This window comes from Sandaracinus amylolyticus (assembly GCF_021631985.1).
GTDB classification, from domain to species: Bacteria; Myxococcota_A; Polyangia; order Polyangiales; family Sandaracinaceae; genus Sandaracinus; species Sandaracinus amylolyticus_A.
Map to the genome: position 1 here is coordinate 3,263,982 of NZ_CP070225.1, position 22,753 is coordinate 3,286,734.

18 protein-coding genes are annotated in these 22,753 nt (G+C 70.7%); 7 read left to right on the top strand and 11 right to left on the bottom strand.

Annotated elements, in window-relative coordinates; translation table 11 throughout:
- Nucleotides 1-8 precede the first annotated feature (8 nt).
- From I5071_RS13505 to I5071_RS13540, 8 genes are all read right to left on the bottom strand, one after another.
- Nucleotides 9-551 carry a hypothetical protein gene (locus tag I5071_RS13505; protein WP_236605852.1) on the bottom strand — a complete coding sequence of 181 codons (543 nt, stop codon included), beginning with the start codon at nt 549-551 and terminating at the stop codon, nt 9-11.
- A 65-nt stretch (nt 552-616) separates the two neighbouring features.
- Nucleotides 617-1,471 (bottom strand): hypothetical protein, encoded by an 855-nt coding sequence (locus tag I5071_RS13510; RefSeq protein WP_236605853.1) that lies wholly within the window; start codon nt 1,469-1,471, stop codon nt 617-619.
- Entirely contained in the window at nt 1,468-2,148 is a 681-nt protein-coding gene (locus I5071_RS13515; protein WP_236605854.1) for a hypothetical protein, read from the bottom strand. The genes I5071_RS13510 and I5071_RS13515 overlap by 4 nt, the downstream gene beginning before the upstream one ends.
- Complete coding sequence (locus tag I5071_RS13520; RefSeq protein WP_236605855.1) at nt 2,145-4,337, bottom strand: TonB-dependent receptor; 2,193 nt, start codon at nt 4,335-4,337, stop codon at nt 2,145-2,147. Before I5071_RS13520 ends, I5071_RS13515 begins: the two co-directional genes overlap by 4 nt.
- 159 nt (nt 4,338-4,496) lie before the next feature.
- Nucleotides 4,497-4,883 carry a hypothetical protein gene (locus I5071_RS13525; RefSeq protein ID WP_236605856.1) on the bottom strand — a complete coding sequence of 129 codons (387 nt, stop codon included), beginning with the start codon at nt 4,881-4,883 and terminating at the stop codon, nt 4,497-4,499.
- 74 nt (nt 4,884-4,957) lie between these two features.
- Complete coding sequence (otsB, locus tag I5071_RS13530) at nt 4,958-7,165, bottom strand: trehalose-phosphatase (RefSeq protein ID WP_236605857.1); 2,208 nt, start codon at nt 7,163-7,165, stop codon at nt 4,958-4,960.
- 134 nt (nt 7,166-7,299) lie between these two features.
- The gene (locus tag I5071_RS13535) at nt 7,300-8,907 is read right to left on the bottom strand and encodes a MopE-related protein (protein WP_236605858.1); all 1,608 of its coding nucleotides are present in this window, start codon (nt 8,905-8,907) and stop codon (nt 7,300-7,302) included.
- Entirely contained in the window at nt 8,907-9,746 is an 840-nt protein-coding gene (locus tag I5071_RS13540; RefSeq protein ID WP_236605859.1) for a tetratricopeptide repeat protein, read from the bottom strand. The genes I5071_RS13535 and I5071_RS13540 overlap by 1 nt, the downstream gene beginning before the upstream one ends.
- A gap of 166 nt (nt 9,747-9,912) precedes the next feature.
- Here I5071_RS13540 and I5071_RS13545 point away from each other — a divergent pair, with 166 nt between their 5' ends.
- The 4 genes from I5071_RS13545 (at nt 9,913) to I5071_RS13560 (ending at nt 15,022) form a co-directional block, all read left to right on the top strand.
- Nucleotides 9,913-10,755 carry a hypothetical protein gene (locus I5071_RS13545; protein WP_236605860.1) on the top strand — a complete coding sequence of 281 codons (843 nt, stop codon included), beginning with the start codon at nt 9,913-9,915 and terminating at the stop codon, nt 10,753-10,755.
- 93 nt (nt 10,756-10,848) lie between these two features.
- Entirely contained in the window at nt 10,849-11,676 is an 828-nt protein-coding gene (locus I5071_RS13550) for a sulfotransferase family protein (RefSeq protein WP_236605861.1), read from the top strand.
- Nucleotides 11,673-13,163, top strand: a complete 1,491-nt coding sequence (locus I5071_RS13555; protein WP_236605862.1) for a sulfotransferase family protein — start codon at nt 11,673-11,675, stop codon at nt 13,161-13,163. Before I5071_RS13550 ends, I5071_RS13555 begins: the two co-directional genes overlap by 4 nt.
- Complete coding sequence (locus I5071_RS13560) at nt 13,160-15,022, top strand: ABC transporter ATP-binding protein (RefSeq protein ID WP_236605863.1); 1,863 nt, start codon at nt 13,160-13,162, stop codon at nt 15,020-15,022. The genes I5071_RS13555 and I5071_RS13560 overlap by 4 nt, the downstream gene beginning before the upstream one ends.
- 251 nt (nt 15,023-15,273) lie before the next feature.
- On the opposite strand, the gene I5071_RS13565 is transcribed toward I5071_RS13560, so the two are convergent.
- Together I5071_RS13565 and I5071_RS13570 are read right to left on the bottom strand one after the other, a co-directional pair.
- The gene (locus I5071_RS13565) at nt 15,274-17,184 is read right to left on the bottom strand and encodes a potassium transporter Kup (protein WP_236605864.1); all 1,911 of its coding nucleotides are present in this window, start codon (nt 17,182-17,184) and stop codon (nt 15,274-15,276) included.
- A 1-nt stretch (nt 17,185) separates the two neighbouring features.
- Entirely contained in the window at nt 17,186-19,162 is a 1,977-nt protein-coding gene (locus I5071_RS13570) for a potassium transporter Kup (RefSeq protein ID WP_236605865.1), read from the bottom strand.
- A 361-nt stretch (nt 19,163-19,523) separates the two neighbouring features.
- Between I5071_RS13570 and I5071_RS13575 the strand changes: the two genes are divergently transcribed.
- Both I5071_RS13575 and I5071_RS13580 read left to right on the top strand, forming a co-directional pair.
- Nucleotides 19,524-20,483 (top strand): PEGA domain-containing protein, encoded by a 960-nt coding sequence (locus I5071_RS13575; RefSeq protein WP_236605866.1) that lies wholly within the window; start codon nt 19,524-19,526, stop codon nt 20,481-20,483.
- Between the two features lie 19 nt (nt 20,484-20,502).
- On the top strand, nt 20,503-21,381 hold the full coding sequence (locus I5071_RS13580) for a hypothetical protein (protein ID WP_236605867.1): 879 nt from the start codon (nt 20,503-20,505) through the stop codon (nt 21,379-21,381).
- 163 nt (nt 21,382-21,544) lie between these two features.
- Here the strand turns inward: I5071_RS13580 and I5071_RS13585 are convergent, their stop codons facing one another.
- Nucleotides 21,545-22,093 (bottom strand): DNA-binding protein, encoded by a 549-nt coding sequence (locus tag I5071_RS13585; protein ID WP_236605868.1) that lies wholly within the window; start codon nt 22,091-22,093, stop codon nt 21,545-21,547.
- Nucleotides 22,094-22,327: 234 nt separating this feature from the next.
- On the opposite strand from I5071_RS13585, the gene I5071_RS13590 reads away from it, so the two are divergent.
- Nucleotides 22,328-22,753, top strand: a complete 426-nt coding sequence (locus I5071_RS13590) for a VOC family protein (protein WP_236605869.1) — start codon at nt 22,328-22,330, stop codon at nt 22,751-22,753.

Sequence of the window (22,753 nt, forward strand, 5' to 3'; positions counted from 1 at the left end):
CGGGACGCTCAGCTCGGGTCCCAGCTGCACCCGAGCTGCGTGTCGCAGGTCTCTTCGTCGAGCAGCGCGCAGCGCGTGATCTGACCCGAGCAGACGCCGCTGTAGAAGCAGCCCGGCTGCGCGTCGCAGGTGTCCTCGTCGAACGTCGCGCAGCTGCGCTGGGGCCCCACGCAGCGGCCCATGGCGTCGCTCCAACTGCAGCCGGCCACGGCGCTGCACTCGTCGGGCGTGGGCTGGTCGATGCAGCGCTCGGCCGCACCGAGACAGCGCGGCACGACCATGCAGCCGATGCCGATCTCGCACGCGGCCACGTCGCGGCCGTAGCAGGACACCGCGTTGCCGACGCAGTCGGGCGCCGGCGCGTCGACGGGCGTGCTCGCGTCTTCGATGGGTGTGCTCGCGTCGACGTCGTCGTCGGGCGCCGATGCATCGAGCACCGCGGCGTCGAAGATCGCAGCGTCGACGCCGGGACCGCCGTCCGTCGTCGGATCGTCGGAGCCGGCATCGCTGCCGCACGCGGTGAGGAAGAGCGAAGCGATGAGCAGATGCAAGAGAAGGTGTTGCACGGTGAGTGCAGAAGGATTGGCGACCGCGCTCTCGCTCCGTCACGCCGCGCTCAGCGCGCGACGTCGTACTCGCAGTGACCTTCCCCGTTTAGATGGCCGACGCTCGTCGCGACCGCGATCACGAACGCGCGGAGATCGCCCGATGCGAGCGGCGTCGCGCCCGGATCGTACGTGACGCCGAGCGGCCCACCGCCGATCCCGCGCAGATCCGCGAGCGACTGGGACGCGAGATCGTCGAGCGTGATCACACGGTCCTCTCCCGCCGCCGCGGCCCACGCCTCGAAGCGCATCTCGGGCTCGGCGCCGAGATCGTCGAAGAAGAGGTGATCGAGGTGGAACGTGAGCTCGGTGTCGGCGATGCCGCCCTCGGGCACCACGATGCCGAGCGTTCCGTCCTCGAGCTCGCAGCCCACGTTGTCGACGTCGAGCGCGAGGCCCAGCGAGAGCTCGTAGGTGCCGTGCTCGGGGTGCGTGGCGCGCCCCTCGAGCAGCATCGACCAGCCCGAGTCGATCATCCGCATCACGTCCGCGCTCTGCACGCTGCCGAGCGTGCGCGCGCCCGCGGTGGGAGGCGCGATGCGCCAGTCGAGGCGCTCCCAGCGGCGTGCACCGATCGCCTCGAAGCGCCACGCCTCGATCGGTCCGCCGTGGAGATCGGCGACGACGGGATCGACCTCGAGCGCGACGCGCTCGCCGTCCCCTCCGGCGATCGAGAACGCGCTCACCGAGACGATCACGCGATCGAATTCGAGCGACCATTCGTCGGCGAACGCGATGGTCTCGCCGTCGATCTCGAGCGGCCATCCGTGCTCCGCGGCCGCTTCGCCACCGAGGCGCACTGCGAGCGTTCCGTGGGCCTGCGAGCAACCCGCGAGCACGCACGCGAGCACGATCCATCGTCTCATTCCGCACCTCCTGTCTCGTCCCAGATCACGACGAACGCGCGGGCATCACGCACACCGAGCGACCACGCGAGCGCGATCGCGTCGTCTTCGAAGCGCGCCTGATCGAGCCAGCGATCGACGGCGATCGAGACCTGCAGCGCGCCGAGCTCGTCGACCGTCGCGTCGAGCGGGAGCCCTTCGAGGCGCAGCCCGCCGGGCACGACGAGCTCGTCGTCGAACGAGACCTCCTGGTCTCCGCGCCTCGCGACGCCGCGCACGCGCGCGACGAGGTCGCTCTCGCCGAGCTCGAGATCGATGGCGCGCGCCGGGCCGGCGCTGCCGTGCGCGATCCCGATCTCGACGGGCTCGGGATCGAGCGCGTCGAGATCGATCGGCCCGAGGAGCTCGGCGCGCACGCCGCGCGCGAGCGCGTGGCCTCCGTGCGCGCGCGCGACCGGCACGAAGAGCAGACGCGCGAGCGGCTCGTCGTCGGCCGCGAGCACCCGCAGCGCCCGCAGCGTGACGAACGCCTCGTCGAGCGCCACGTCCCAGCCCGTGCTCGTCGTGAACGTGGGACCCGCGCTCGCGCGCGCGACCACCGGGAACGTGACCGTACGCCCGCTGGTGCCCGCGCACGCGACGAACGAGAGCGCGACCAGAGAGAGCGCGATCGAGAGCACGGCGAGCGGACGTCTCATGGCATCTCCTCCGCGATCCCGCGCAGGGGATCGCTCTCGTCGATCAAGAGCGCGAGCGTGATCAGCGCGGCGCGCGGGGCGCCCGCAGCGGCGTGGAGCGCGGGCAGGCGCGAGGGCGTGGCGCCCGCGTCGAAGCTCGACGGGTAGAAGAAGACGTTCTGGTCCCAGCCCGCGTCTCCGAGGTTCGTGATCTGCGCGCCGACCTCGACGATGCGCCATCGCACCACGATGCCGACGTCGACGAGCACGAACGCCGGCGCGACGCGACCGAGCGGGAGCGGACGCTCGCCGAGCGCGCCGATGCCGAGCCCACCGCCGATCGTGATCGTCTCGCCCGCGACGGTGATCGCGTGGTGGGTCGCGACGTCGAGCCGCGCGGTCCAGCGCGGCACGTAGGGCAGGCGCTGATCGCTCGTGAATTCCTGCCATCCGGCGCTCGGCGCGAGCAGGAACGCCTCGGTCCACGCGCCGCTCGCGAGCACGTCGAGCCATCGCGCGACCCGCACCCGCACCGAGGCGAGCGCGCCGAGCCGGCTCGATGCGCCGGCGTCGACGTTGCGCGCGCGCTCGGGATCGAAGACGAGCTCGCGATCGACGTGGGTGTGGAACCCGACGAGACGCGCATCGAGCGCCCACGCGGTGTGATCGGCGAGGCCGAGCGCGAGGCCGCTCTCGATAGCGATCGCGCGCGCGAAGGGCGCGCGCTCGCCATCGGAGAGCGCGACCGCATCCGACGAGCGCGTGCCGACGCCCGCGCTGCTCTGCCACTCGAGCCAGGGCGCGAAGCGGATGCGCAGCGTGCCGCGCGGCTGCAGCGAGATGCCGAGCGCATCGGTGGTGCGGAAGGGAAGACGCTCGCCCTCGCGATCGCGCTCGGGCTCGGTGTGATCGGTCGTCGCGTACGCGAAGCCATCGGCACGCAGCGCGGCGCGGAGCGCGATCCACTCTGCGAAGTCGAGCTCGGCCGCGACGTGCGCGCCGACGTGGGTGATCGCGATCGTGTCGTCGAAGTCGGCGCGATAGGGCGCGCCGTCGCTCGCGCGCAGGCGCAGCGCGCGCGTCGTGCCCGCGTCGTGGCGCGCGATCCACCCGAGCTCGAGGTGCTGCGGGCGATCGTCGAGGGCGCGCACCGTCGCGCGATAGCTGCCGCGCAGACCGGCCTGTCCGGTCTCGTACTGCTGATCGACGAGATCGCCGCGTGGATCGAGGAGAAAGCCCGTGAAATTCTCGCGCATGCGGAGCCGGCGCCAGCCGCCCCAGATCGTCTGCTCGAGGCGCGTGCCCGGGCGCGTCCACGAGAGCGTCGCGATGAGCAGCGCGCGCGACGACGCACCGCCTTGGGTGTCGTCGTAGGCGCAGAGGCGCTGGGCGCGCTCGCTCGGTGCGCACGGGAGCGTGTGGGCCGCGAGATCGTCGGCGCGCAGCACGCCCGCGGAGTCGAAGTCGGCGAAGTGCGCGAAGCCGAGCAGCGCGAGACGGACCTCGGGTGAGACGACGTGCTCGTAGCCCGCGTTGAGCGCGAGCGACGTCGATGCGCGGTGGCGGCCGAAGCCGCGCGCATCGCGGAGATCGACGGCCGCGAAGGTGCCGCGCTCCGCGGCGACCGGCGCCCACGCTAGCAAGAGACGGCGCGTGTCGAACGAGCCGAGCTCCCCTTGGACGCGAAGCCCGCGCGCGCGAACACCGAGGCGGTGCTCGACGCTGCCCGCGAGCGCGAAGTCGGATTGCTCGGGCGCGAACGGGCCCTCGGTGACGCGGAGCGAGTCGACGAGCTCGGGGATGACGAAGTGCGTGTCGGCATAGCCGTGACCGTGCGCGTTCGAGGGCTCGTTGATCGGCACGCCGTGGACGAGCACCGCGAGGTCGCGACCTTCGCCGGCGTCGAAGCCGCGAAGGAGGATTGTGGACGCGTGGAACGCACCGGCGTGGTTGAGCAGGAAGAGGCCGGGCACGAGCGTGAGGAACGACTCCGCCGTGCGGCGCGGGACGACGCGGAACGGAGCGAGCTGGAGATCGGGCGTAGACGGAGGAGGAGGAGAAGCGGTCGCGCGGGCGTGGAAATCCGAGACGGGCTCCGCGTCGGACTGCGCGCACACGAGGGCACGCGGGAGCACGAGCCACGTCGCGACTCCGATGATCGTCAGGGCGCGCGCTCGCTGCGCGCGCGCTCGTTCCGTTGCGCGAACCACGCTCGTTCCCCTCGTCGCGACGCGCGCGCATCACGCGCGCGAATCGCGAATCGCGATCCCGATCTCGAATCGCACGCGCGCGCGGCGCGCACGATGCGCTCCACGCGAGCACGCGACGCCGCGCGCCGACCGCGACATCGTCGCGATCGCCGGGCGCGCTCAGCCGATCGTGCTCGCGGGCGGGGCTCTCGCGCGAGGTCGTTCGACGCGCGGCGCGGAGACGCGCTCCACCTCGCGCGCGGGGGTGACGATCTCCGCGATGCACGGACCGATCAGCGCCGCGAGGACCGGCGCCGGCGCGAGCGCCGCGAGGCCTCCGTGCTCGAGGCTCCCTGCGCCGTGATCGGGCGCCGGACGCTCGTCTCGCTCACTGCCTTCGTCGTCGTGACAGACGCCGTCGTGACAGTGCGTCGCCGCGCCCGCGCCGTGCTCGTGCGCGCCGAGCGACGCGTGTCGCGCGAGGTGCAGCGCTGGACCGACCTCGAAGCCGACGAGCCACGCGAGCGCGAACAGCAGCGCCGGGATCTCCCGCGCTCGCTCCTTCACGCTCGCTCTCGAGCCCGGCCGCACGCGCGCATTCTCTCGCGTGCTCCCCTCCCCCGCGCAAGCCCCTCTCGCGCTCAGCGCCGCTCGAGCTCGCGCAGGAACGCGTCCGCCCACACCTCGGGCGTGCTCCGTCGCACTCGCTCGAGCATCGGCGCGTGACGCGCGATGCGCTCCTCCACCGGCATCTCGAGCGCGCGCACCAGATCGCGCGCCATCCCATCGCGGTCGTGAGGGTTCGTGAGGATCGCGCCCTCGAGCTCGTCCGCTGCGCCCGCGAACCTCGACAGGAGCAGCACGCCCGGGCTCGTCGGGTCCTGCGCCGCCACGTACTCCTTCGCGACGAGGTTCATCCCGTCGCGCAGCGGCGTCACGTAGCCCACGTCCGCCGCGCGATAGAGCGCCGCGAGCTGTCCGCGCCCGTACGAGCGATACACGTACCGCACCGGCATCCAGTGCGCCTCGCCGTGCTCTCCGTTGATGCGCCCGACCAGCGTCTCGATCGCGCGCCGCTGCTCCGCGTACTCCGGCACGTCGGCGCGGGAGGGCACCGCGACCTGCAGCATCGACACGCGACCGCGCCACTCGGGATGCAGCTCGAGCATCCGCCCGAAGGCATCGAGCCGCTCGACGATCCCCTTCGTGTAGTCGAGCCGATCGACGCCGAGCACGAGCTTGCGACCACGCAGCGCCACCTGCAGCTCCGCGATCTCACCCTCGCTCGCCGCATCGATCTCCTCGAAGGGCGCCGCGTCGATCCCGAGCGGGAACACGCCGACGCGCACCTCGCGCCCGTCGACGCGCACGCCCGACGCGGTCGCGGTCGCGCGCGCCAGCTCCTCCGCGCATCGCACGAAGCTCTGCGCATAGCGGCGCGTGTGGAACCCGACGAGATCGAAGGCGAGCATCCCGTCCATCAGCGCGCGCGACCACGGGATCGTCTCGAAGAGATCGAGCGCGGGGAACGGGATGTGGAGGAAGAGCCCGAGCGGTCCGTGATGACCTCGCGCGCGCATCGAAGCCGCGACGAGCAGCAGGTGATAGTCGTGCACCCACACCGTGCCGCCGGGCGACACCAGGCGCGTCGCCATCTCGCCGAACACGTCGTTCACCTCGACGTAGGCGCGCCACTCGCTCTCGTCGTAGCGCGCGCGCCCGGGAAACCCATGGAAGATGGGCCAGAGGCTGCGGTTGGCGAACCCGTTGTAGAAGCGCGCGTGCCACTCGGGATGGAAGTCGAACGACGCGCGCACCGGGCTCGACGTCTCGTCCACCGCGAGCTCGAGCGCGCCGGGACGACGCCCGCCGCTCCACCCGAGCCACACACCGCCGCGCGCCGCGAGCGCCGGCGCGAGCCCCGAGACGAGCCCACCGACGTTGCGCGCGCGCTCGCTCTCGCCCGCCGCCGCGCTCGGCGCGTCGGGCAGGCGGTTCGAGAGCACGAGGAGCGACGTGCCATCGCGCGCCCCGCGGGGGAGCGGGCGCGGGAACGCGAGCTCGCCGCTGGGATCCACCTCCTGTCGCGCGCGCAGCAACGTGCGCAGGAACGAGCGCACGGCGCGCGGATCGTCGAGCCGTGCCTTCGCCCGCGTGGGTCGATCCGCGTTGCCCACGAGGACTGCGACGTCGTCGTCGTGCAGCGCCGCGAACGTGTCCTCGTCGGTGCGATCGTCGCCGAGCGCGACGAAGAGCGTTCCCGGCGGCACGTGCCCGCGCACCCACTCGACCGCGCTGCCCTTGTGCGCGCCGCGATGCCGCACCTCGAGCACCTGATCGCCCTCCAGCAGCTCGTACTCCGGGTGATGGAGCGCCCACGTCTCGATCGCGTCCGACGCCTCGACGATCAGCGCCTCTCGCGCGCTCTCGGGCACACGCCGGAAGTGCAGCGTGACCGACCACGTCTTGCGCTCGACGAGCGCGCCTTCGTGCGGTCGCGCGAGCCTGCGCAGCGTGCGCTCGATGGGCGCGGGATCGGCGCCGTGCAGCTCGAGCTGGGCCCACCCGCGCTCGTCGCGCCGCCACGCGCCGTGCTCCGCCGCGAGGAGCACGCCCGCCACGTCGCCGAGCCGCGCGTCGAGCTCGTCGCGCTTGCGCCCGCTCACCACCGCGACGCTCACCCCGGGCGTGCCCGCGAGGCCCGACACCAGCTCGCGCGTGGGAGGGTCCACGATCGCCTGAGCAGGCGTCGCTGCGAACGGGATCAGTGTGCCGTCGAGATCGAGGATCAGCGCGACGTGCGGCGCGCGCGCGATCGTCTCCAGCAGCTTCGGGCCTCGTGCGTCCATCGGGGGTCCACGACACTCATGGTCACCGCGCCCGCGATGTCACGTCCGAAATCGCCACAGTGAGATCGTTTGACCTCAAACGATCGCGAGCGGCGCGCAGCGTCTGGCCGCGCGCCGCTCGTCTCGTGGAAGGCTCAGACGCCGCCGTTGCCGAGGCAGGCGCGCGCCGCGCCGACGTGCACGCGACCCATCGTTCCGTCGCCGCGCACGTACGCGTAGACGATCGTGATCATCCCGCCCGTGGCCCCGAGCGGCTGGAAGGTGAAGTGCGCGGCGGTCTCGAGGATGTTGCCCACGCCGGGCGCGGGGATCTCGATCGGCGCGATGGCGTCCGGGAGCGGCTCGGTCTCGACGCTCGCGAAGCGCAGCGAGGTCGCGCCGACGCCCGGATCGCCCCAGAGCAGCCCGAACGCGCTCTCGCTGAAGCGCAGCGAGCTCATGCTCACACGCCCTTCACCCCACGGCATCGCGTAGGTCGTCGCGGTGTCGAAGCCGCACTCGGAGAGGCGCGCGTCGGGCGCGCAGTTGCCGCGCATGATCTCGATCTGGCTCGCCTGCGGCACCAGCACCGTGTACGCGACGAGGCCCGCCGTCGGCGCGCGGAGCACGTGCACCGCGGGCTCGCCGGTGAGCGGGAGCATCGGGACGATGCGCGTCCCGTTGGGCTCGCCCCCCGCGACGCCGTTCCACACCACGATGCCGTCCTCGTAGCCGGGGAACACCGCCGCGCGTCCGTCGGAGCGCGACCATCGGTCCTCGCCCGCGTCGGGCGAGATGCGGGTGAGGGTCCCCGCGCCGGGATCGATCCGCACGAGCCCGCGCCGGCGGTTCCCCGCCTCGAGCCACGAGCCCACCACCGCGACGTCGTAGCTGCTCGTCCCGAAGTCGGCGGCCGGATGCACGAGCGCGGGCTGGCCTTCCACACGGAACATCTGGAACTGCGTGGGATCGGGCGAGAACGTCTCTTCCCCGCCGTTGCTCCAGCCGTCGGGGCGGAACTCGACGCTGCGCGCGTGGATCGCGCCGTCGGCATCGGCGAACAACATGCCGACGAAGCTCGTCTGCGTGGCCTCGTCGACCTGGTGGTCGTAGCCGATGTTGTTCGCGCCGGTCGGCAGCGGCTGGCCCGTGAGCTCGTGCAGCGTCTGCGAGGTGAGCGTCGCCGCACCGACGGTGGGCTCCGAGACCATCACGGTCCCGCGGCCGTCGTCGATCTGCCAGAGCACGAGCGCGCGGCCGGGCTCGCCGCCGTACGCGCGCACCCGCAGGCGATGCGGTCGGTTCGGCGGGCCCTGGATCGGGCGCGCCTCGACGAAGCCGAGCTCGTCGACCTCGGCGTTGAGCTGCAGGTCCACCGGCGCGGTCGACGCGCACGCCTCGTCGATGCCGTTCGCGCAGATCGGCGTGGCGCCCGGATGGATGTCGGCGTCGTCGTCGTCGCAGTCGATCGGCGTCTCGGGCAAGCACTCGGCGATCAGGTAGCCGTCCTCGTCCTCGTCGCAGGCGTCGCACTCGCCGTCGTCGCACCACTGGTCGTCGTCGCACTGGTCGTTCGTCTCGCAGGGCACGGGCGCGGCGTCGACCGGCGCCTGCGCGTCGGCGGTGCCTCCGTCGTTGCCGCCGGCGTCGCCCTGATCGCTCGGCCCGCCCGTGTAGTCCGAGCCGTCGAAGAGCACCGAGCACGCAGGCAGCGAGATGCCCGCGAGCGCGATCACGATGAAGGTCCTCAGCGCGCGGCCCATCAGAAGCTCCCTCCGATCACGATCCCCGCGCCGTCGCGCGATGCCATCGGCAGCACCTCGATCGCGCCCGCCGTGCGCTCGCTCGGCGCGCTCTCGCCGGTGCCGACGATCAGGAAGATCACGCCGACCGCCGCGCCCGCGAGCGCGACGCCGAGGCCGACGTCGGTGACCGCCGCGAACGCGCGCATGGTCGAGAGATCGTCGTCGGTGCACGAGCGCGTCGCGCCGCATCCGTTCGAGAGCGACGAGTCCTCCGCGATCGTCAGGGGACCGAAGATCACCGCGGTCACGAGCCCGAGCGCGGCGACCGAGAACCCCGCGATCGCGGGGACGTTGAGCGGCGCCTCGGCCTGCGGCGCGGGCTCGACCGGCGCGGTCGTCGTGGCCGTGGTCTCGGCGGGGGTCGTCGTCGCCGTCGTGGTCGTCGCAGGCTCGGTCGTCTCGGGCGTCGGCTCGGGCTGCGGCTCGGGCGCTCCGGTCTGCCCTCGCGCGATGCGCTCGCGGAGGTTGCGCAGTCGGATCTCGAGGTTCGCGCGGTTCTCGATCTCCGCGACCTCGGCGAGATAACGCTCGAGGTAGTCGGCGGCCTGCGGGAGATCGCCGAGGTTCTGGTAGCAGAGCGAGAGGTTGTAGAAGAGCTGCGGTCGATGGCTGAGGTCGTACGCGCGCTGGAACTCGCGCAGCGCGTCCTCGTACTCGCCGGCCTCGTAGTACGACGCGCCCGACTCGAAGTGGAGCCGCGCGCGCTGATCGTCCTGGGCCTCCGCGTCCGCCGCGATGCACGCGATCGCGCACGCGCACGCCATCGCCGCGACCCATGTGTTCGTCGCTCGAAGCAAGTCGTCGCCTCCCTCGTCGCGATGATAGTCCGGCGCTTCGTTCGATGACCAGGCAGACGAATGTTGTCGACGGAATTCGCGCGATTGGCCCACGCGACGTCGCGGGCGCGTCCGATCGCCGAGGCTTGCTCTCGCGCGGACGCGCGCGGCACCATCTCGCCGCGCCATGCGTCACCGCGATCCACCGCGTGATCCCGACGCCGAGCCCGCGCCCGACGACATCTTCGCGGACTTCGTGCGCCGCGCGAACACCGAGTGGGTCGCGTCGGTCGAGGCGCTGCTGAGCGAGCCGGATCCGTCGACGCACGAGGTCGAGAGCGACGAGGTCATCGAGCTCGACGAGGTCACCGAGGAGCACGAGCCCGCGACCAGCGATCGCGGCACCGATCGCATCGTGCTGCTCACGAACAAGAAGTCGCAGCCGCCGCCCGAGCCCGAGCGCGATCCCGAGCAGACCGTGCGGCGCAGCGAAGCGGAGATCCTCGCATCGGCAGGCCCGCGCGCGCGACGTCGCCGGAGCGCGAAGGACGCGGCGTGGCGCAGCGTGGTGCCCGAGCGCTCCGAGACCACGCAGCGCGTCGAGGCCGCGCGCGTGGTGCCCGACGTGGCCTCGGTGCCGCCGCCACCGCAGCTCCCGCAGGAAGGCAGCGAGGACGGGCAGATGCCGGCGGGCGAGCTCGATCGGAAGCTCGCCGACATGGACGTGCTGCTTCGCTACGGGCACGCGTCGCAGGTCGGCGCCGAGCTCGAGTCGCTGCGTCTCGTGTACCCGCGCGATCTCCTCCTGCTCCGGCGCATCGCGGAGCTCTACGTCGTGCACGACATGCGCGGCGCCGCGCTCGAGGCGCTCTTCGCGCTCGCCCACGCGCTCTTCGAGCGACGCAACGTCGAGGGCATGAAGCAGGCGCTCGAGCAGGTGCGCGTGCTCGATCCGAGCAACGGCCGCGCGGCGCGCCTGCTCGCGCTGCTCGCGCGCCGCCCCGAGTCCCAGCCGCCGCCGCGACGCTGAGCGCGTGCCATCCGTCCGGCGAGGATCCGATCGCGCGCGCCGACCGCTCCACGTGGCAGAATCCGCCGCGCGGAGGTTCCGTCGGACGGGCGCATGGGCGAGCGCGAGAAGGTCGTCTTCATCGGTGGCGCGGGCCATTCGGGCTCGACGCTGCTGGGCCTGATGCTCGGCGCGCACCCGCAGGTCTTCTACGCCGGCGAAGCGCGCAAGAGCCTCTTCCTCGGCGACGAGAGCAAGCCGCTCAAGAAGCGCGTCTGCAAGCTCTGCGGCCCGAGCTGTCCGATCTGGGGCGAGCTCGGGCGCGCGCCCGGCGAGGACCTCTACGCGACGCTGGTGCGCCGCACCGGGCGGCGCATCGTCGTCGACTCGACGAAGAACCTCTCTTGGCTCGACGAGCAGCTCGAGACGCTCGGGCACCGCGACGTCGATCGCCACCTCGTCTTTCTCGCGCGCGACGGACGTGCGGTCGTGTGCTCGCGCCTGCGCAAGTACCCCGAGCGCAGCGCGCGCGAGCACGCCGAGGACTGGGCCGCACAGATCCGCGCGACCGAGGCGCTCGTCGCGCGCTTCCCGGGCACCGTGCTGCGCCTGCGCTACGAAGCGCTCGCGTCCGCGCCCGAGCCCACGATGCGCGAGGTCGCGTCGTTCCTCGGCATCGACTACGTGCCCGCGATGATCGCGCCGTGGACCACCGAGCAGCACCCGCTCGGCGGCAACAACGGCACGCAGTTCCTCATGCGCGGCACCGAGGGCGGCGTCGTCGCGCTGACCGACAAGACGCGCGATCACTACGGCGCGCATCCGCGCGGCATCGTCCTCGACCTGCGCTGGAAGCGCGAGCTGGGCGACGACGCGCGCGCCGCGTTCGACGAGGTCGCCGGAGACCTGAACCGCGCGTACGCGTGGGACGGAGAGACGTGAGAGCCAGCATCGAAGAAGGCGTCGTCGAGACGCTCCCCGGAACCTACGCGCCGCCGGGCGCGCGACCGATCGAGCTCGTGTTCCGCACCGTCGGCGAGCGCACGAGCGACCTCGCGCTCCAGTTGGCCCTGCAGCACGTGAAGCCGACGCGCGCGCACGTGATCCGCGACGTGAAGCCCTTCGCGCTCGCGGTGCGCAAGATGCTCGAGATCGAGCACCACTGCGATCACGTCGTCCACATGGACGCGGACTGCCTGATCCTCGAGGACATGCGTCCGTTCCTCGACGCGAACACGCTGCCCTACGTCGACTGCTACGTGCGGGATCGTTTCCGCGGGCGCATCCACTGCGGCGTGCACGTCACGCGCATCGACGTCGTCGACAAGATGCGCTCCATCCCCGAGCCGCTCGACGATCTCGCGTACGTGCTCCGCCCCGAGTCGCGCCTGCGCAACATGGCGCTCGCCGACCTCGCGCTCGAGAAGCAGCTCAAGAGCTTCCACATCCTGCACGACCACTTCCAGCGCTTCACCGACATCTTCGCGAAGTACGCGCTGCGCGAGCTGCGGAGCCGCACCGAGTTCCAGAAGAAGCGGCTCGGCGCGTCGATGGCGCGCTGGGGCGAGGGCACCGACTACGACGTCGCGCGCCGCGCGGTGCAGCACGCGGCGAGCACGGTCCCCGAGGACGCGAAGGCGAAGCACGTCGAGCTCTACATCCGCAACCTCCCGTACATCGCGGAGGTCGAGGTCCGGAACATGGGCCTCGAGCAGAGCGGACAGGTCACGATGGAGGAGGTCGAGGCAGCGGTGAACGGCGATCCGACGAAACTTGGTCCGGCACCCAAGAAACCGAAGGTGTTCGGGCTCGGCCTCTCGCGCACCGGAACGCGCTCGCTCACCGCGGCGCTCCACGTGCTCGGCTTCGACACGGTGCACTACCCGACCGATCGCGCGACGCTCGACACGCTGGTGCGCGGCGACGCGCGCTTCCCGCTGCTCGATCACTACGACGGCATGACCGACATCACGACGGCGCCGTACTTCGAGGACTTCGATCGCCTGTACCCCGGCAGCAAGTTCGTGCTCACGGTGCGCGACACGCCGGCGTGGCTGCAGAGCTGTCGCAACCACTGGACCGGTCGCTCGGCGTACGAAGCCGCGTCGACGAGCGATCCGATCGCGGCCGAGGAGCACCGCGTGCACATGGAGATCCGCCGCTTCCTGCGCGCGGCGGTGTACGCGAGCTACGAGTTCGACGAAGCGCGCTTCGAGCGTGCGCATCGGCGCCACGTCGAGAACGTCACGCGCTACTTCGCGAATCGCCCGAACGATCTCCTGGTGCTCGACATCGCGGGCGGTGACGGCTTCGAGAAGCTCGCGCCCTTCCTCGGCGTGCCCGTGCCCGAGCAGCCCTTCCCGCACAAGGGGAAGCGGCTGAGCGAGCGCATGGCAGAGAAGCACGCGAACCTCGAAGTCGACGATTGAGCACGAACGGTCACGCGAACGGCGGCGGGCGCATCGCGGCGAGCCTCTGGGTGCTGCGGCTCGCGTTCCGCGCCGCGCCGCGCGCCACGATCGCGATGGCGGTCTGCACCATCGCGATCGGCGTGCTGCCCGCGGCGGCCGCGTACGTCGGCAAGTGGATCGTCGACACGGTCGTGCTCGCGCTCCCGCTGCGCGAGACCGGATGGGGCCAGTACAAGCCGACGCTCTGGATGCTCGTCGCGCTCGAGGGCTCGCTGATCGGCCTGCTCGTCGCGGCGCAGCGCGCGCAGAGCGCGGCGCAGGCGATCCTCAAGACGCGCATCTCGAACCGCGTCGCCGAGATGATCCTCGCCAAGGCGACGACGCTCGAGCTCGCGCACTTCGAAGATCCCGAGGTGCACGATCGGCTCACGCGCGCGCGGCGCGACGCGGGGGTGCGCCCCTACAACCTCGTCACCGGGATCTTCGTCGTCGCGCGCAACCTCGTGACGCTCGCAGCGTCGATCGTCGTGCTGCTCGCGCTCTCGTGGTGGGCGGTGCTGATCGTCGTGCTCGCGGGTCTGCCCGCGTTCGTCGCGGAGCTCTCGTTCTCGCAGCAGATCTTCGATCAGCAGCGCAGGCGCACGCCCGAGCAGCGCGAGCAGGCGTATCTCGAGGCGGTCCTCACGCGCGAGGACTTCGCGAAGGAGGTGAAGCTCTACGAGCTCGCCGAGCCGCTGCTCGAGCGCTTCCGGACCATCGCGTCGCGCATCGAGCAGGAAGAGCGCGCGATCACGCTGCGCCGCAATTGGTGGGGCACGCTGCTCAACCTGATCGGCACCGCGGCGTTCTATCTCGCGTACGCGTGGATCGTGCGACGCACCGTGAACGAGCACCTCACGCTCGGACAGATGACGATGTACCTCGTCATCTTCCGCCAGGCGCAGCAGGGCGTGACGCAGGGGCTCGCGAGCCTCGGCATGATGCTCGACGACCACCTCTACCTGCGCGACCTCGAGTCGTTCCTCGCGCTCCCGATCGCCACGGTCGACGGCACGCGGACGTCGGGCCTCGGTCCGCGCGCGGGGCTCGTCGTGAAGAACCTCTCGTTCACGTATCCGGGCGCGACGGTGCCGGCGCTCGAGAACGTGTCGTTCACGATCGCGCCCGGCGAGATCATCGCGCTCGTCGGACAGAACGGCTCGGGCAAGACGACGCTGATCAAGCTGATCACGCGTCTCTACGACGTGCCGCGGGGGCGCATCTTCCTCGACGGGCTCGACGTGCTCGACTGGGACGTACACGCGCTGCGACATCGGTTCGCGCCGGTGTTCCAGGACTTCGTGCGCTTCCGGATGAAGGCGGGCGAGAACGTCGGCGCGGGCGACGTCGAGCACTGGTACGACGAGCAGCGCTGGATCGACGCGGCGAAGCTCGGCCTCGCGCACGACTTCGTGTCGGAGCTGCCCGAGGGCTATCACACGCAGCTCGGCAAGTGGTTCAAGGGCGGCCAGGAGCTCTCCGGCGGTCAGTGGCAGAAGATCGCGCTCTCGCGTGCGTTCATGCGCGAGCAGGACGCGATCCTGGTGCTCGACGAGCCGACGAGCGCGCTCGATCCCGACGCCGAGGTGAAGATCTTCGAGCACGTCCAGCAGACGCGCGGACAGCGCATGGTGCTGCTCATCTCGCACCGCTTCGGATCGGTGCGAATGGCGGATCGCATCGTGGTGCTCGACGAAGGACGCGTCGTCGAACAAGGCCCGCACGACGCGCTGATCGAGAACGAAGGCCTCTACGCGCGCCTCTTCAAGCTGCAGGCCGCGGGCTATCTGGGCCGCAACAGCCTCGCACCCGCGCGCGAAGCCGACGACTCCGACTGAGGAGAGCAGGAGTTGCAGGAGAGTCGTGGCGCACTTCACGCGAGCCACGGCTGGCGACGTCGCGCTCTGTGGTCTCGGAGGACAGCCGTGCGTCGATCGCGCGGCGGGAGACCGGGCCTCAGCGGCACCCGGTGGCGAGCACAGCCCGGAGCCTACTCGAGTAGGTGAGGACTGCGCGCAGACAGCGGGTGACGATCAGGCCCGGGATCGCGCCGCGTCCTTCCCGGTGGATCACCGGCACGCGTTTCCCGTCAGAGCTCGAGCTGCATGCCCATCTCGACCACACGATCGGGCGGCAGTCGGAAGAAATCCGTCGCGGGTCGCGCGTTCCTCGAGAGGAACGAGAAGAGCACCTTGCGCCAGTGCGCGAGCCCCGGGTTCTTCGTGATCACCAGCTTCTCTCGACCGAGATAGAAGCTCGTGTCCTCGGGCTTCGTGTGCAGCCCTTCTTCGTGACAGGCACGCAGGATGTCCGTCACCCGCGGCGACTGCATGAACCCGTAGTGCGCCGTCACCTGGAAGAAGTTCTCGCGCAGTCGCTCCACCTTCACGCGCTCTCGGCGCGGCACCGTCGGCACGTCGTCGGTCACGACGCTCAGCAGCACGACTTGATGGTGCAGCACCTTGTTGTGCTTGAAGTGATGGAGCAGCACCGGCGGCGTGCCGCCCAGCTGCGACGTCATGAACACCGCAGTGCCGGGCACGCGGATCGGATCCTTCGCGTCCACCTCGTCGAGGAACTCGTCGAGCGGCCGCGAGCGCTCCCGCAAGAAGCGCCCGACGCGATCGCGCCCCGCCTTCCACGTCGTCAGGATCGCCAGCATCACCGCCGCCGTCGCGATCGGGAACCAGCCGCCGTGCGGGAGCTTGTCGACGTTCGCGAGCAAGAACGGGATGTCGACCGCGAGCATCAACGCGCAGAGGACCCCCGCGCGCGCCGGGCCCCACCAACGACGCGCCACCAGGAAGAAGAGCACGCTGGTGATCGTCATCGTGCCCATCACCGACATGCCGTACGCCGCGGTGAGCCTCGAGCTCGTCTGGAACACCAGCACGAGCGCGATGCACGCGACCATCAAGAGCCGGTTCATCTCGGGCACGTAGATCTGCCCTTCGGTCTCGCTCGACGTGTGACGCACCTCGAGGCGCGGCAGATATCCGAGCTGGATCGCCTGGCGCGTCAGCGAGAACGTCCCCGAGATCAGCGCCTGCGACGCGATCACCGTCGCGAGCGTCGCGAGGAGCACGAGCGGGATGCGGAACGCATCGCCGACGAGCCCGTAGAACGAGTCCTCCGCGCGCTCCGGGTGCGCGAGCAACATCGCGCCCTGACCGAAGTAGTTCAGGACGAGGCCGGGCATCACGACGCTGAACCACGCATTGCGGATCGGCGTGCGCCCGAAGTGCCCGAGATCCGCGTACAGCGCCTCGCCGCCGGTGACGCAGAGCACGACGCTGCCGAGGATCCAGAACCCGTCGAGCCCGTTGCGCAGGAAGTACGAGACCGCGTGGTGCGGCGAGAGCGCGCCGAGGATCTCGGGGCGCTGCGCGATCCAATAGACGCCCATCGCGCCGATGGTCAGGAACCACACGACCATCACGGGCCCGAACACCGCGCCCACGCGCCCCGTGCCGCGCTTCTGCGCGAGGAAGAGCACCACGATGATCACCAGCGCGAGCGGGACGACGAAGCGCTGCATCCCGTGCGCGACACCGCCGAGGCCCTCGACCGCGCTGAGCACCGAGACCGCGGGCGTGAGCATCCCCTCGCTGCACAGCAGCGAGGTCCCGAAGAGCCCCATCACCACCAGGACCGTCGGGCGCACGCCGCGCTTCGGCAGCGCCAGCGCGAGCAGCGCGAGCGTGCCGCCCTCCCCGCCGTTGTCGGCCCGCGTGACGAAGCCGAGGTACTTCACGACGATGACGAGCGTCAGCGTCCAGAAGAAGAGCGAGAGCACGCCGTAGACGTTCGCCGTGGTCGGCGCGACCGCGTGCGGCCCGTGGAAGCACTCGCGGAGCGCGTAGAGCGGCGAGGTGCCGATGTCGCCGTACACCACGCCGAGCGCGCCGAGCGTGAGCGCGAGAGCACCGGTGCGGTGATGGTGCCCTCCGTGCGCATGCGCGTGCGAGTGCGAGGAGCTGCTGGCTGCGCTGTCCGCCATGTCAGAGCTCGAGCTGCATGCCGATCTCGAGCACGCGGTCGGGTGGCAGCTTGAAGTAGTCCGACGCGGGACGCGCGTTCCTCGAGAGGAACGTGAAGAGCACCTTCCGCCACTGCGCCATGCCGGGGTTCTTCGTGACCACGAGCTTCTCTCGACCGAGATAGAAGCTCGTCTTCTCGGGTCGCGTCGAGAGCCCGTGCTTCTTCTCCGCCGCGCGCAGGATGTCGGTCACCTTCGGTGACTGCATGAAGCCGTACTTCGCGGTGACTCGATAGATCCCGTGCCCGAGATCGTCGACGCTCACACTCTCGTCCTTGGGCACGAAGGGCACGTCCTGCACCTGGATGCTGAGCAACATGATCTGCTCGTGCAGGACCTGATTGTGCCGATAGTGGTGCACCAAGACCGGCGGGGTTCCGTTCGCGGACGCGGTCATGAACACCGCAGTGCCCTTCACGCGGAACGGGCTCTCGCGCTCGATGCGCGGGATGAACTCGTCGAGCGGCACCGAGCGATTCTGCAGGAAACGGGCGACGCGCTCGCGCCCCCTCTTCCAGCTCGTCATCACCGCGAGCACACCCAACGCGACCACGATCGGGACCCAACCACCGCTCGCGATCTTGACGACGTTCGCTCCGAAGAACGCGAGGTCCACCACCAACATCGGCGCGCACACCGCGACGGCGCGCGCCGTGCCCCACCACTTACGCACCACGACGTAGAACAACACCGTCGTGATGCCCATCGTGCCGGTCACCGCGATGCCGTACGCCGCGGCCATGCGGCTCGAGCTCTGGAACGCGATCACGAGCGCGATGCACGCGACCATGAGGATGCGGTTCACCTCGGGCAGGTAGACCTGGCCCTCGGTCATGCTCGACGTGTGTCGGATCTCGAGGCGCGGGAGGTACCCGAGCTGGATCGCCTGGCGCGTGAGCGAGAACGCGCCCGAGATGAGCGCCTGTGACGCGATGACCGTCGCGAGCGTCGCGAGGATCACGAGCGGGATGCGCATCCAGCCCGCGGCCATCGAGAAGAACGGCGCGTGGGCGTGCTCGGGATGCGCGAGCAGGAGCGCGCCCTGCCCGAGGTAGTTGAGGATCAACCCGGGAAACGCGACCGCGAACCACGCGAGCACGATCGGGCGCCGCCCGAAGTGCCCCATGTCGGCATAGAGCGCCTCGCCACCGGTGATGCACAGCACGACGCTGCCGAGCACCAGGAATCCGATCAGCTGGTGACGCGCGAAGAACGTGACCGCGTGGTGCGGCGAGATCGCGGCGAGCACCTCGGGATGCTGCACCACCTGCACCGCGCCGAGCGCGCCGATCACCACGAACCAGAGCAGCATGATCGGCCCGAAGATCATGCCGACGCCGCCGGTGCCGCGCTTCTGCGCCAGGAAGAGCACGACGAGGATCGCGATCGCGATCGGCACGATCCAGTCGTCGAGACGGTGCCCGACACCTTCGATCTGCTCGATGCCCTCGACCGCCGACACGACGGAGATCGCGGGCGTGAGCATGCCGTCGGCGTAGAGCAGCGACGCGCCGAAGAGGCCCATCAGCACGAGCCAGCCCACACGCGGACCGCGCTTGGGCAGCACGAGCGCGAGCAGCGCGAGGATCCCGCCCTCGCCCTGGTTGTCCACGCGCGTGACGAAGAAGATGTACTTCACGACGACGACGAGCGTCATCGCCCACACGAAGAGCGAGAGGACGCCGAGCACGTTCTCGTGCGTGGGCGTGATCCCCGAGGACTCGTGGAAGCACTCGCGCAGCGCGTAGAGCGGCGAGGTCCCGATGTCGCCGTACACCACCCCGAGCGCGCCGAGCGCCAGCGTGCCGAGCGCACCGTGGTGATGATGTCCGCCGTGGCCGCGCGAGTCGCTCGTGGTCTCTGCCCCGATCGGCGCGGTGGTGGCGGCGCCGCCCGACGGTGGGCCGGCGTCCTCGGTGCCTGGGGTCGGTCCCGACATGGCGGAGCGCTCTACCCCCGCGCCTCCGAGCGCGCAACACACGGGGGTCCCCCCGCTTGCTGGTGTGATCCACGGATGCTACCGGCCGGGACGGGAGCGCGGTGGTGCGTCCAGAGAAGTGCGCCGGAGGATGCTCGCTTCGTTATGCTGCGCTCGCTGGCTTCGTTCGGGGGTTTGGGTCGCAGCGTGTGGGTCTCTGCCACGGGCTGCTCGGGAGCACGCACGGCTCCCGGAGGGTGCTCTCGCGATGAGACGTGATCTGCTCCTCTCCTTCGCGCTCGCGGCCATCGCGCTGTCGAGCGTCGTTCCCGTGACCGCTGCCTTTCCTTCGCTCGCTCGCGCGCAGACAGAGACGTGCGTGATGCTCCCATCGCCCTCGACGACGGCGCCCGAGGCCGCGCGGGAGCAGGTGCAGGCGATCGTCACCGAGGAGCTGCGCGAGCACGGCAACGTCGTGCTCGGCCCGCGTGACGCGCAGCTGCGCATGATGGGTCAGCCGGTGCGCGACTGCGCGGCGATCGACTGCGCGGCGGCGGTGAATCGATTCCTCGGCACCGGCTTCGCGGTGCTGACGGAGATCGCGTGGGTCGGCGGACGGATCACGATGGTGAACGTCGCGCTGATCGGCCTCGAGGACGGCGAGTCGGTCGGCGGGCAGGCGGAGGTCGTCGCGGGCGACGTCGCGGCCGCCACCCGCGCCGCGTTCACCGCCGCGTGGGATCGCTGGGCCGCGGCGCAGCAGGGCTACATCGTCGTGACCACGACGCCTCCCGGTGCGTTCGTGGAGCTCGACGGTGCGTCGCTCGGTCGCTCGCCGATCCGCAGACTGACGCGCTCGGGCGTGCACACGCTGCGCGCGACCCTCGAGGGCTATCGCTCGGTGACGCGAGAGATCACGATCGACCGCCACGAGGAGCGGGAGATCGCGATCACGCTGACGCCCGGCGAGGGCGAGGATCCGACGCACGGCGGCGGAGGGAGCGCGGCCGGCGACGTGATCGGCGGCGACGACGGGACGACCCTGCCTCCGGTCGAGACGCGCGACGAGCCGCACTGGTCGAACTTCCTGATCGGCGGCGGTCTGATCGCGGCGGGAATCGGTGCGCTGATCTCGCCGGTGTGGACGCTCGCGGTCGAGGGCGATGCATGGGGCGACGAAGGCACGGAGTACGTGAGCTTCGGCGCGCAGAGCGGTGTGCTCCTGGGCGTCGGCATCGCGGCGATCATCGGTGGTGCGGTGGTGATGATCGTGCAGCCGGTCACGACGACGGTGACGGTGTCGCCGACGAGCGCCGGTATCGAAGTCTCGGGTCGCTTCTGAGAGCGCGGGAGTCGAACGAATGAGTCGCTTCTCTCATCTCGCTTGGATCGTGCTCGCGGCGACGATGCTCGGGGGCTGCCCCGAGACCACGAGCTGCCCCGAAGGACAGCGCTACTCCGAGACCGAAGGGTGCGTCGGCAACGCCGACGGCGGCGGAGACGGGGGCCTGAACGGCCGCGACAGTGGCCCTGACGCGGGGCCCTGTGGCGGTGAGTGCGATCTCGAGCACTGCGACGTGTCGAGCGGACGTTGTCTCGAGTGCCTCGGTGACGTGGAGTGCACGACTTCCGAGGCGCCGGTGTGCACCGCGGGCGAGTGCGGCGAGTGCACGACCGACGAGCAGTGCACGCGCCTCGGGCTGCACGAATGTCACGAAGGCGCGTGTGTCGATTGCACGCCCGACACCGAAGAGGCGATCTGCACGCCGACGTTCGTGTGCCTTCCCGACGGGAGCTGCTCGGACAGCGACGTTCGCGGCTCGGTCGGCCCGTGCGGCGCATGCGTCGCCGACAGCCACTGTGCCGTCGGTTACGACTGCGTCCCGATGAATTTCGCGGGCACCCCGCGCGAAGGAGCCTATTGCCTCCGTCGCATGTCGCTCGGCTGCTCGCGCCCCTACGGCGTCCCGATCACGGCTCGCACGACGCTGTCGGGCGTGACTGGAGAGACGTACTGCGGGATCAACGAGGCGCTGACCACGTGCGAGGCAGTCCTGGCGTTCGCACAGGAGTGCGCGAGCGGGCTCGCGAGCGACTGCACGAGCGCACCGGGCGCGATCTGCGGAGTCGTCGGCGGCATCCCGAACACCTGCACGTACCCGTGCACGGATGCCCTGCAGTGCGACTCGTCGCGTCTCTGCCCCGACGCGAGCGACTACTGCGGCGGACCGGCGATCTGAGCGCTGCCACAACCGAGAGAGCCCGGATCGTCAGCCGACGTCCGGGCTCTTTCGCATTCGGCGCATGACACGAAAAAGGCCCGGTGCACCGCGTCCGCGGTGCCCAGGCCCTCTCGAGATTCGAGCCGATCGCGCGTGAGCCGGACTCACGCGCTCGGCGCGATCACTTCTTCTTGCCCTTCTTCTTGCTCGCCTTGCCCGGCGGACGACCACGGCGCTTCGGAGCGGCGGCCTCGCCCGCGCTCGCGCTCGCGCTCGCCGACGCCGCGCCACCCTCGCTCGGGTAGTACTTCGTCGCGCGCTTCTCGCCCTCGGTGCGCACCGAGCCGCGCTGCACGAGCTTCTTCATCGGGCGCGCGAGCTCCGCCGTCGCGAAACCGATCGCCTTGCCGATCGCCTCGATTCCCTGGCCGGGATTCGTGCGCACGAAATTCTCGAGCGAGCCCTCGAGCTGCGCGAGCTCGTCGGCAGTCCGCTTCTCGCCCTTCTTGCGCGCCTTCGCCGCACGCGCCTTGGGCGCCGGGGCCGACACTGCGGCGGCCGCGCCATTTCCAGCCGCCGACTTCGGCGGACGGCCCGGGCCACGGCGCACCGGAGCGCCGCCCGTGCCGAGCGCGCTGGCCACCGCGTCCAGCGCCTGCTTCCGCACGAGCTCGTTCAGCTCGGATACGAACTTCTCGATGCGGGCTTCGATCTCTTGCGTAAGGCTCATCTGCGCTCCGTTCCGTCGCCGCGACTCCGAGCTCGATTCGGCTGCTCCCGGTATTCGCCGCTCACTGGGTCGACACCGTTTCGTCCGGAGCGGCCGCCCTGCTCGGGGGTTGTGTCCGTGAGTACGCGAATCGCGACGATTTCCCAAGTATTCGATTCGAGAGTGCTTGTCAATGTGCCAGCGTAGGAGTCGTGTGCGACTGAAAGCCCGTTCCGGCCACGCTATCCTCGTCTCATGCGTTTCCTGCACACGATGCTGCGCGTTCGAGATCTCGACGCTGCGTTGGATTTCTTCGTCACCAAGCTCGGCCTGCGCGTAGTCCGGCGCAGCGATCACGAGGCCGGGAGATTCACGCTCGTCTTCCTCGCGACCGGCGCGGAAGGCGACTCGGCGCAGATCGAGCTGACGCACAATTGGGATCAGGAGGAGCCCTATCCGACCGGGCGGTTCTTCGGACATCTCGCGTTCGAGGTCGACGACATCCACGCGACGTGCGCCCACCTGCGCGACTCCGGAGTCGTCATCCATCGTCCGCCGCGCGATGGGCGAATGGCGTTCGTGAAGTCGCCCGACGGGCACTCCGTGGAGCTCTTGCAGCGTGGTGGAGCGCTGACGCCGATCGAGCCCTGGAAGTCGATGTCGAACGTCGGGGAGTGGTGA

Coding starts and splice junctions, on each gene's coding strand:
- I5071_RS13575 (WP_236605866.1), top strand. CDS start 19,524: ATGCTCCCATCGCCCTCGACGACGGCGCCCGAGGCCGCGCGGGAGCAG.
- I5071_RS13550 (WP_236605861.1), top strand. CDS start 10,849: ATGGGCGAGCGCGAGAAGGTCGTCTTCATCGGTGGCGCGGGCCATTCG.
- I5071_RS13510 (WP_236605853.1), bottom strand. CDS start 1,471: ATGAGACGATGGATCGTGCTCGCGTGCGTGCTCGCGGGTTGCTCGCAG.
- I5071_RS13585 (WP_236605868.1), bottom strand. CDS start 22,093: ATGAGCCTTACGCAAGAGATCGAAGCCCGCATCGAGAAGTTCGTATCC.
- I5071_RS13590 (WP_236605869.1), top strand. CDS start 22,328: ATGCGTTTCCTGCACACGATGCTGCGCGTTCGAGATCTCGACGCTGCG.
- I5071_RS13535 (WP_236605858.1), bottom strand. CDS start 8,907: ATGGGCCGCGCGCTGAGGACCTTCATCGTGATCGCGCTCGCGGGCATC.
- I5071_RS13570 (WP_236605865.1), bottom strand. CDS start 19,162: ATGTCGGGACCGACCCCAGGCACCGAGGACGCCGGCCCACCGTCGGGC.
- I5071_RS13580 (WP_236605867.1), top strand. CDS start 20,503: ATGAGTCGCTTCTCTCATCTCGCTTGGATCGTGCTCGCGGCGACGATG.
- I5071_RS13565 (WP_236605864.1), bottom strand. CDS start 17,184: ATGGCGGACAGCGCAGCCAGCAGCTCCTCGCACTCGCACGCGCATGCG.
- I5071_RS13515 (WP_236605854.1), bottom strand. CDS start 2,148: ATGAGACGTCCGCTCGCCGTGCTCTCGATCGCGCTCTCTCTGGTCGCG.
- I5071_RS13545 (WP_236605860.1), top strand. CDS start 9,913: ATGCGTCACCGCGATCCACCGCGTGATCCCGACGCCGAGCCCGCGCCC.
- otsB (WP_236605857.1), bottom strand. CDS start 7,165: ATGGACGCACGAGGCCCGAAGCTGCTGGAGACGATCGCGCGCGCGCCG.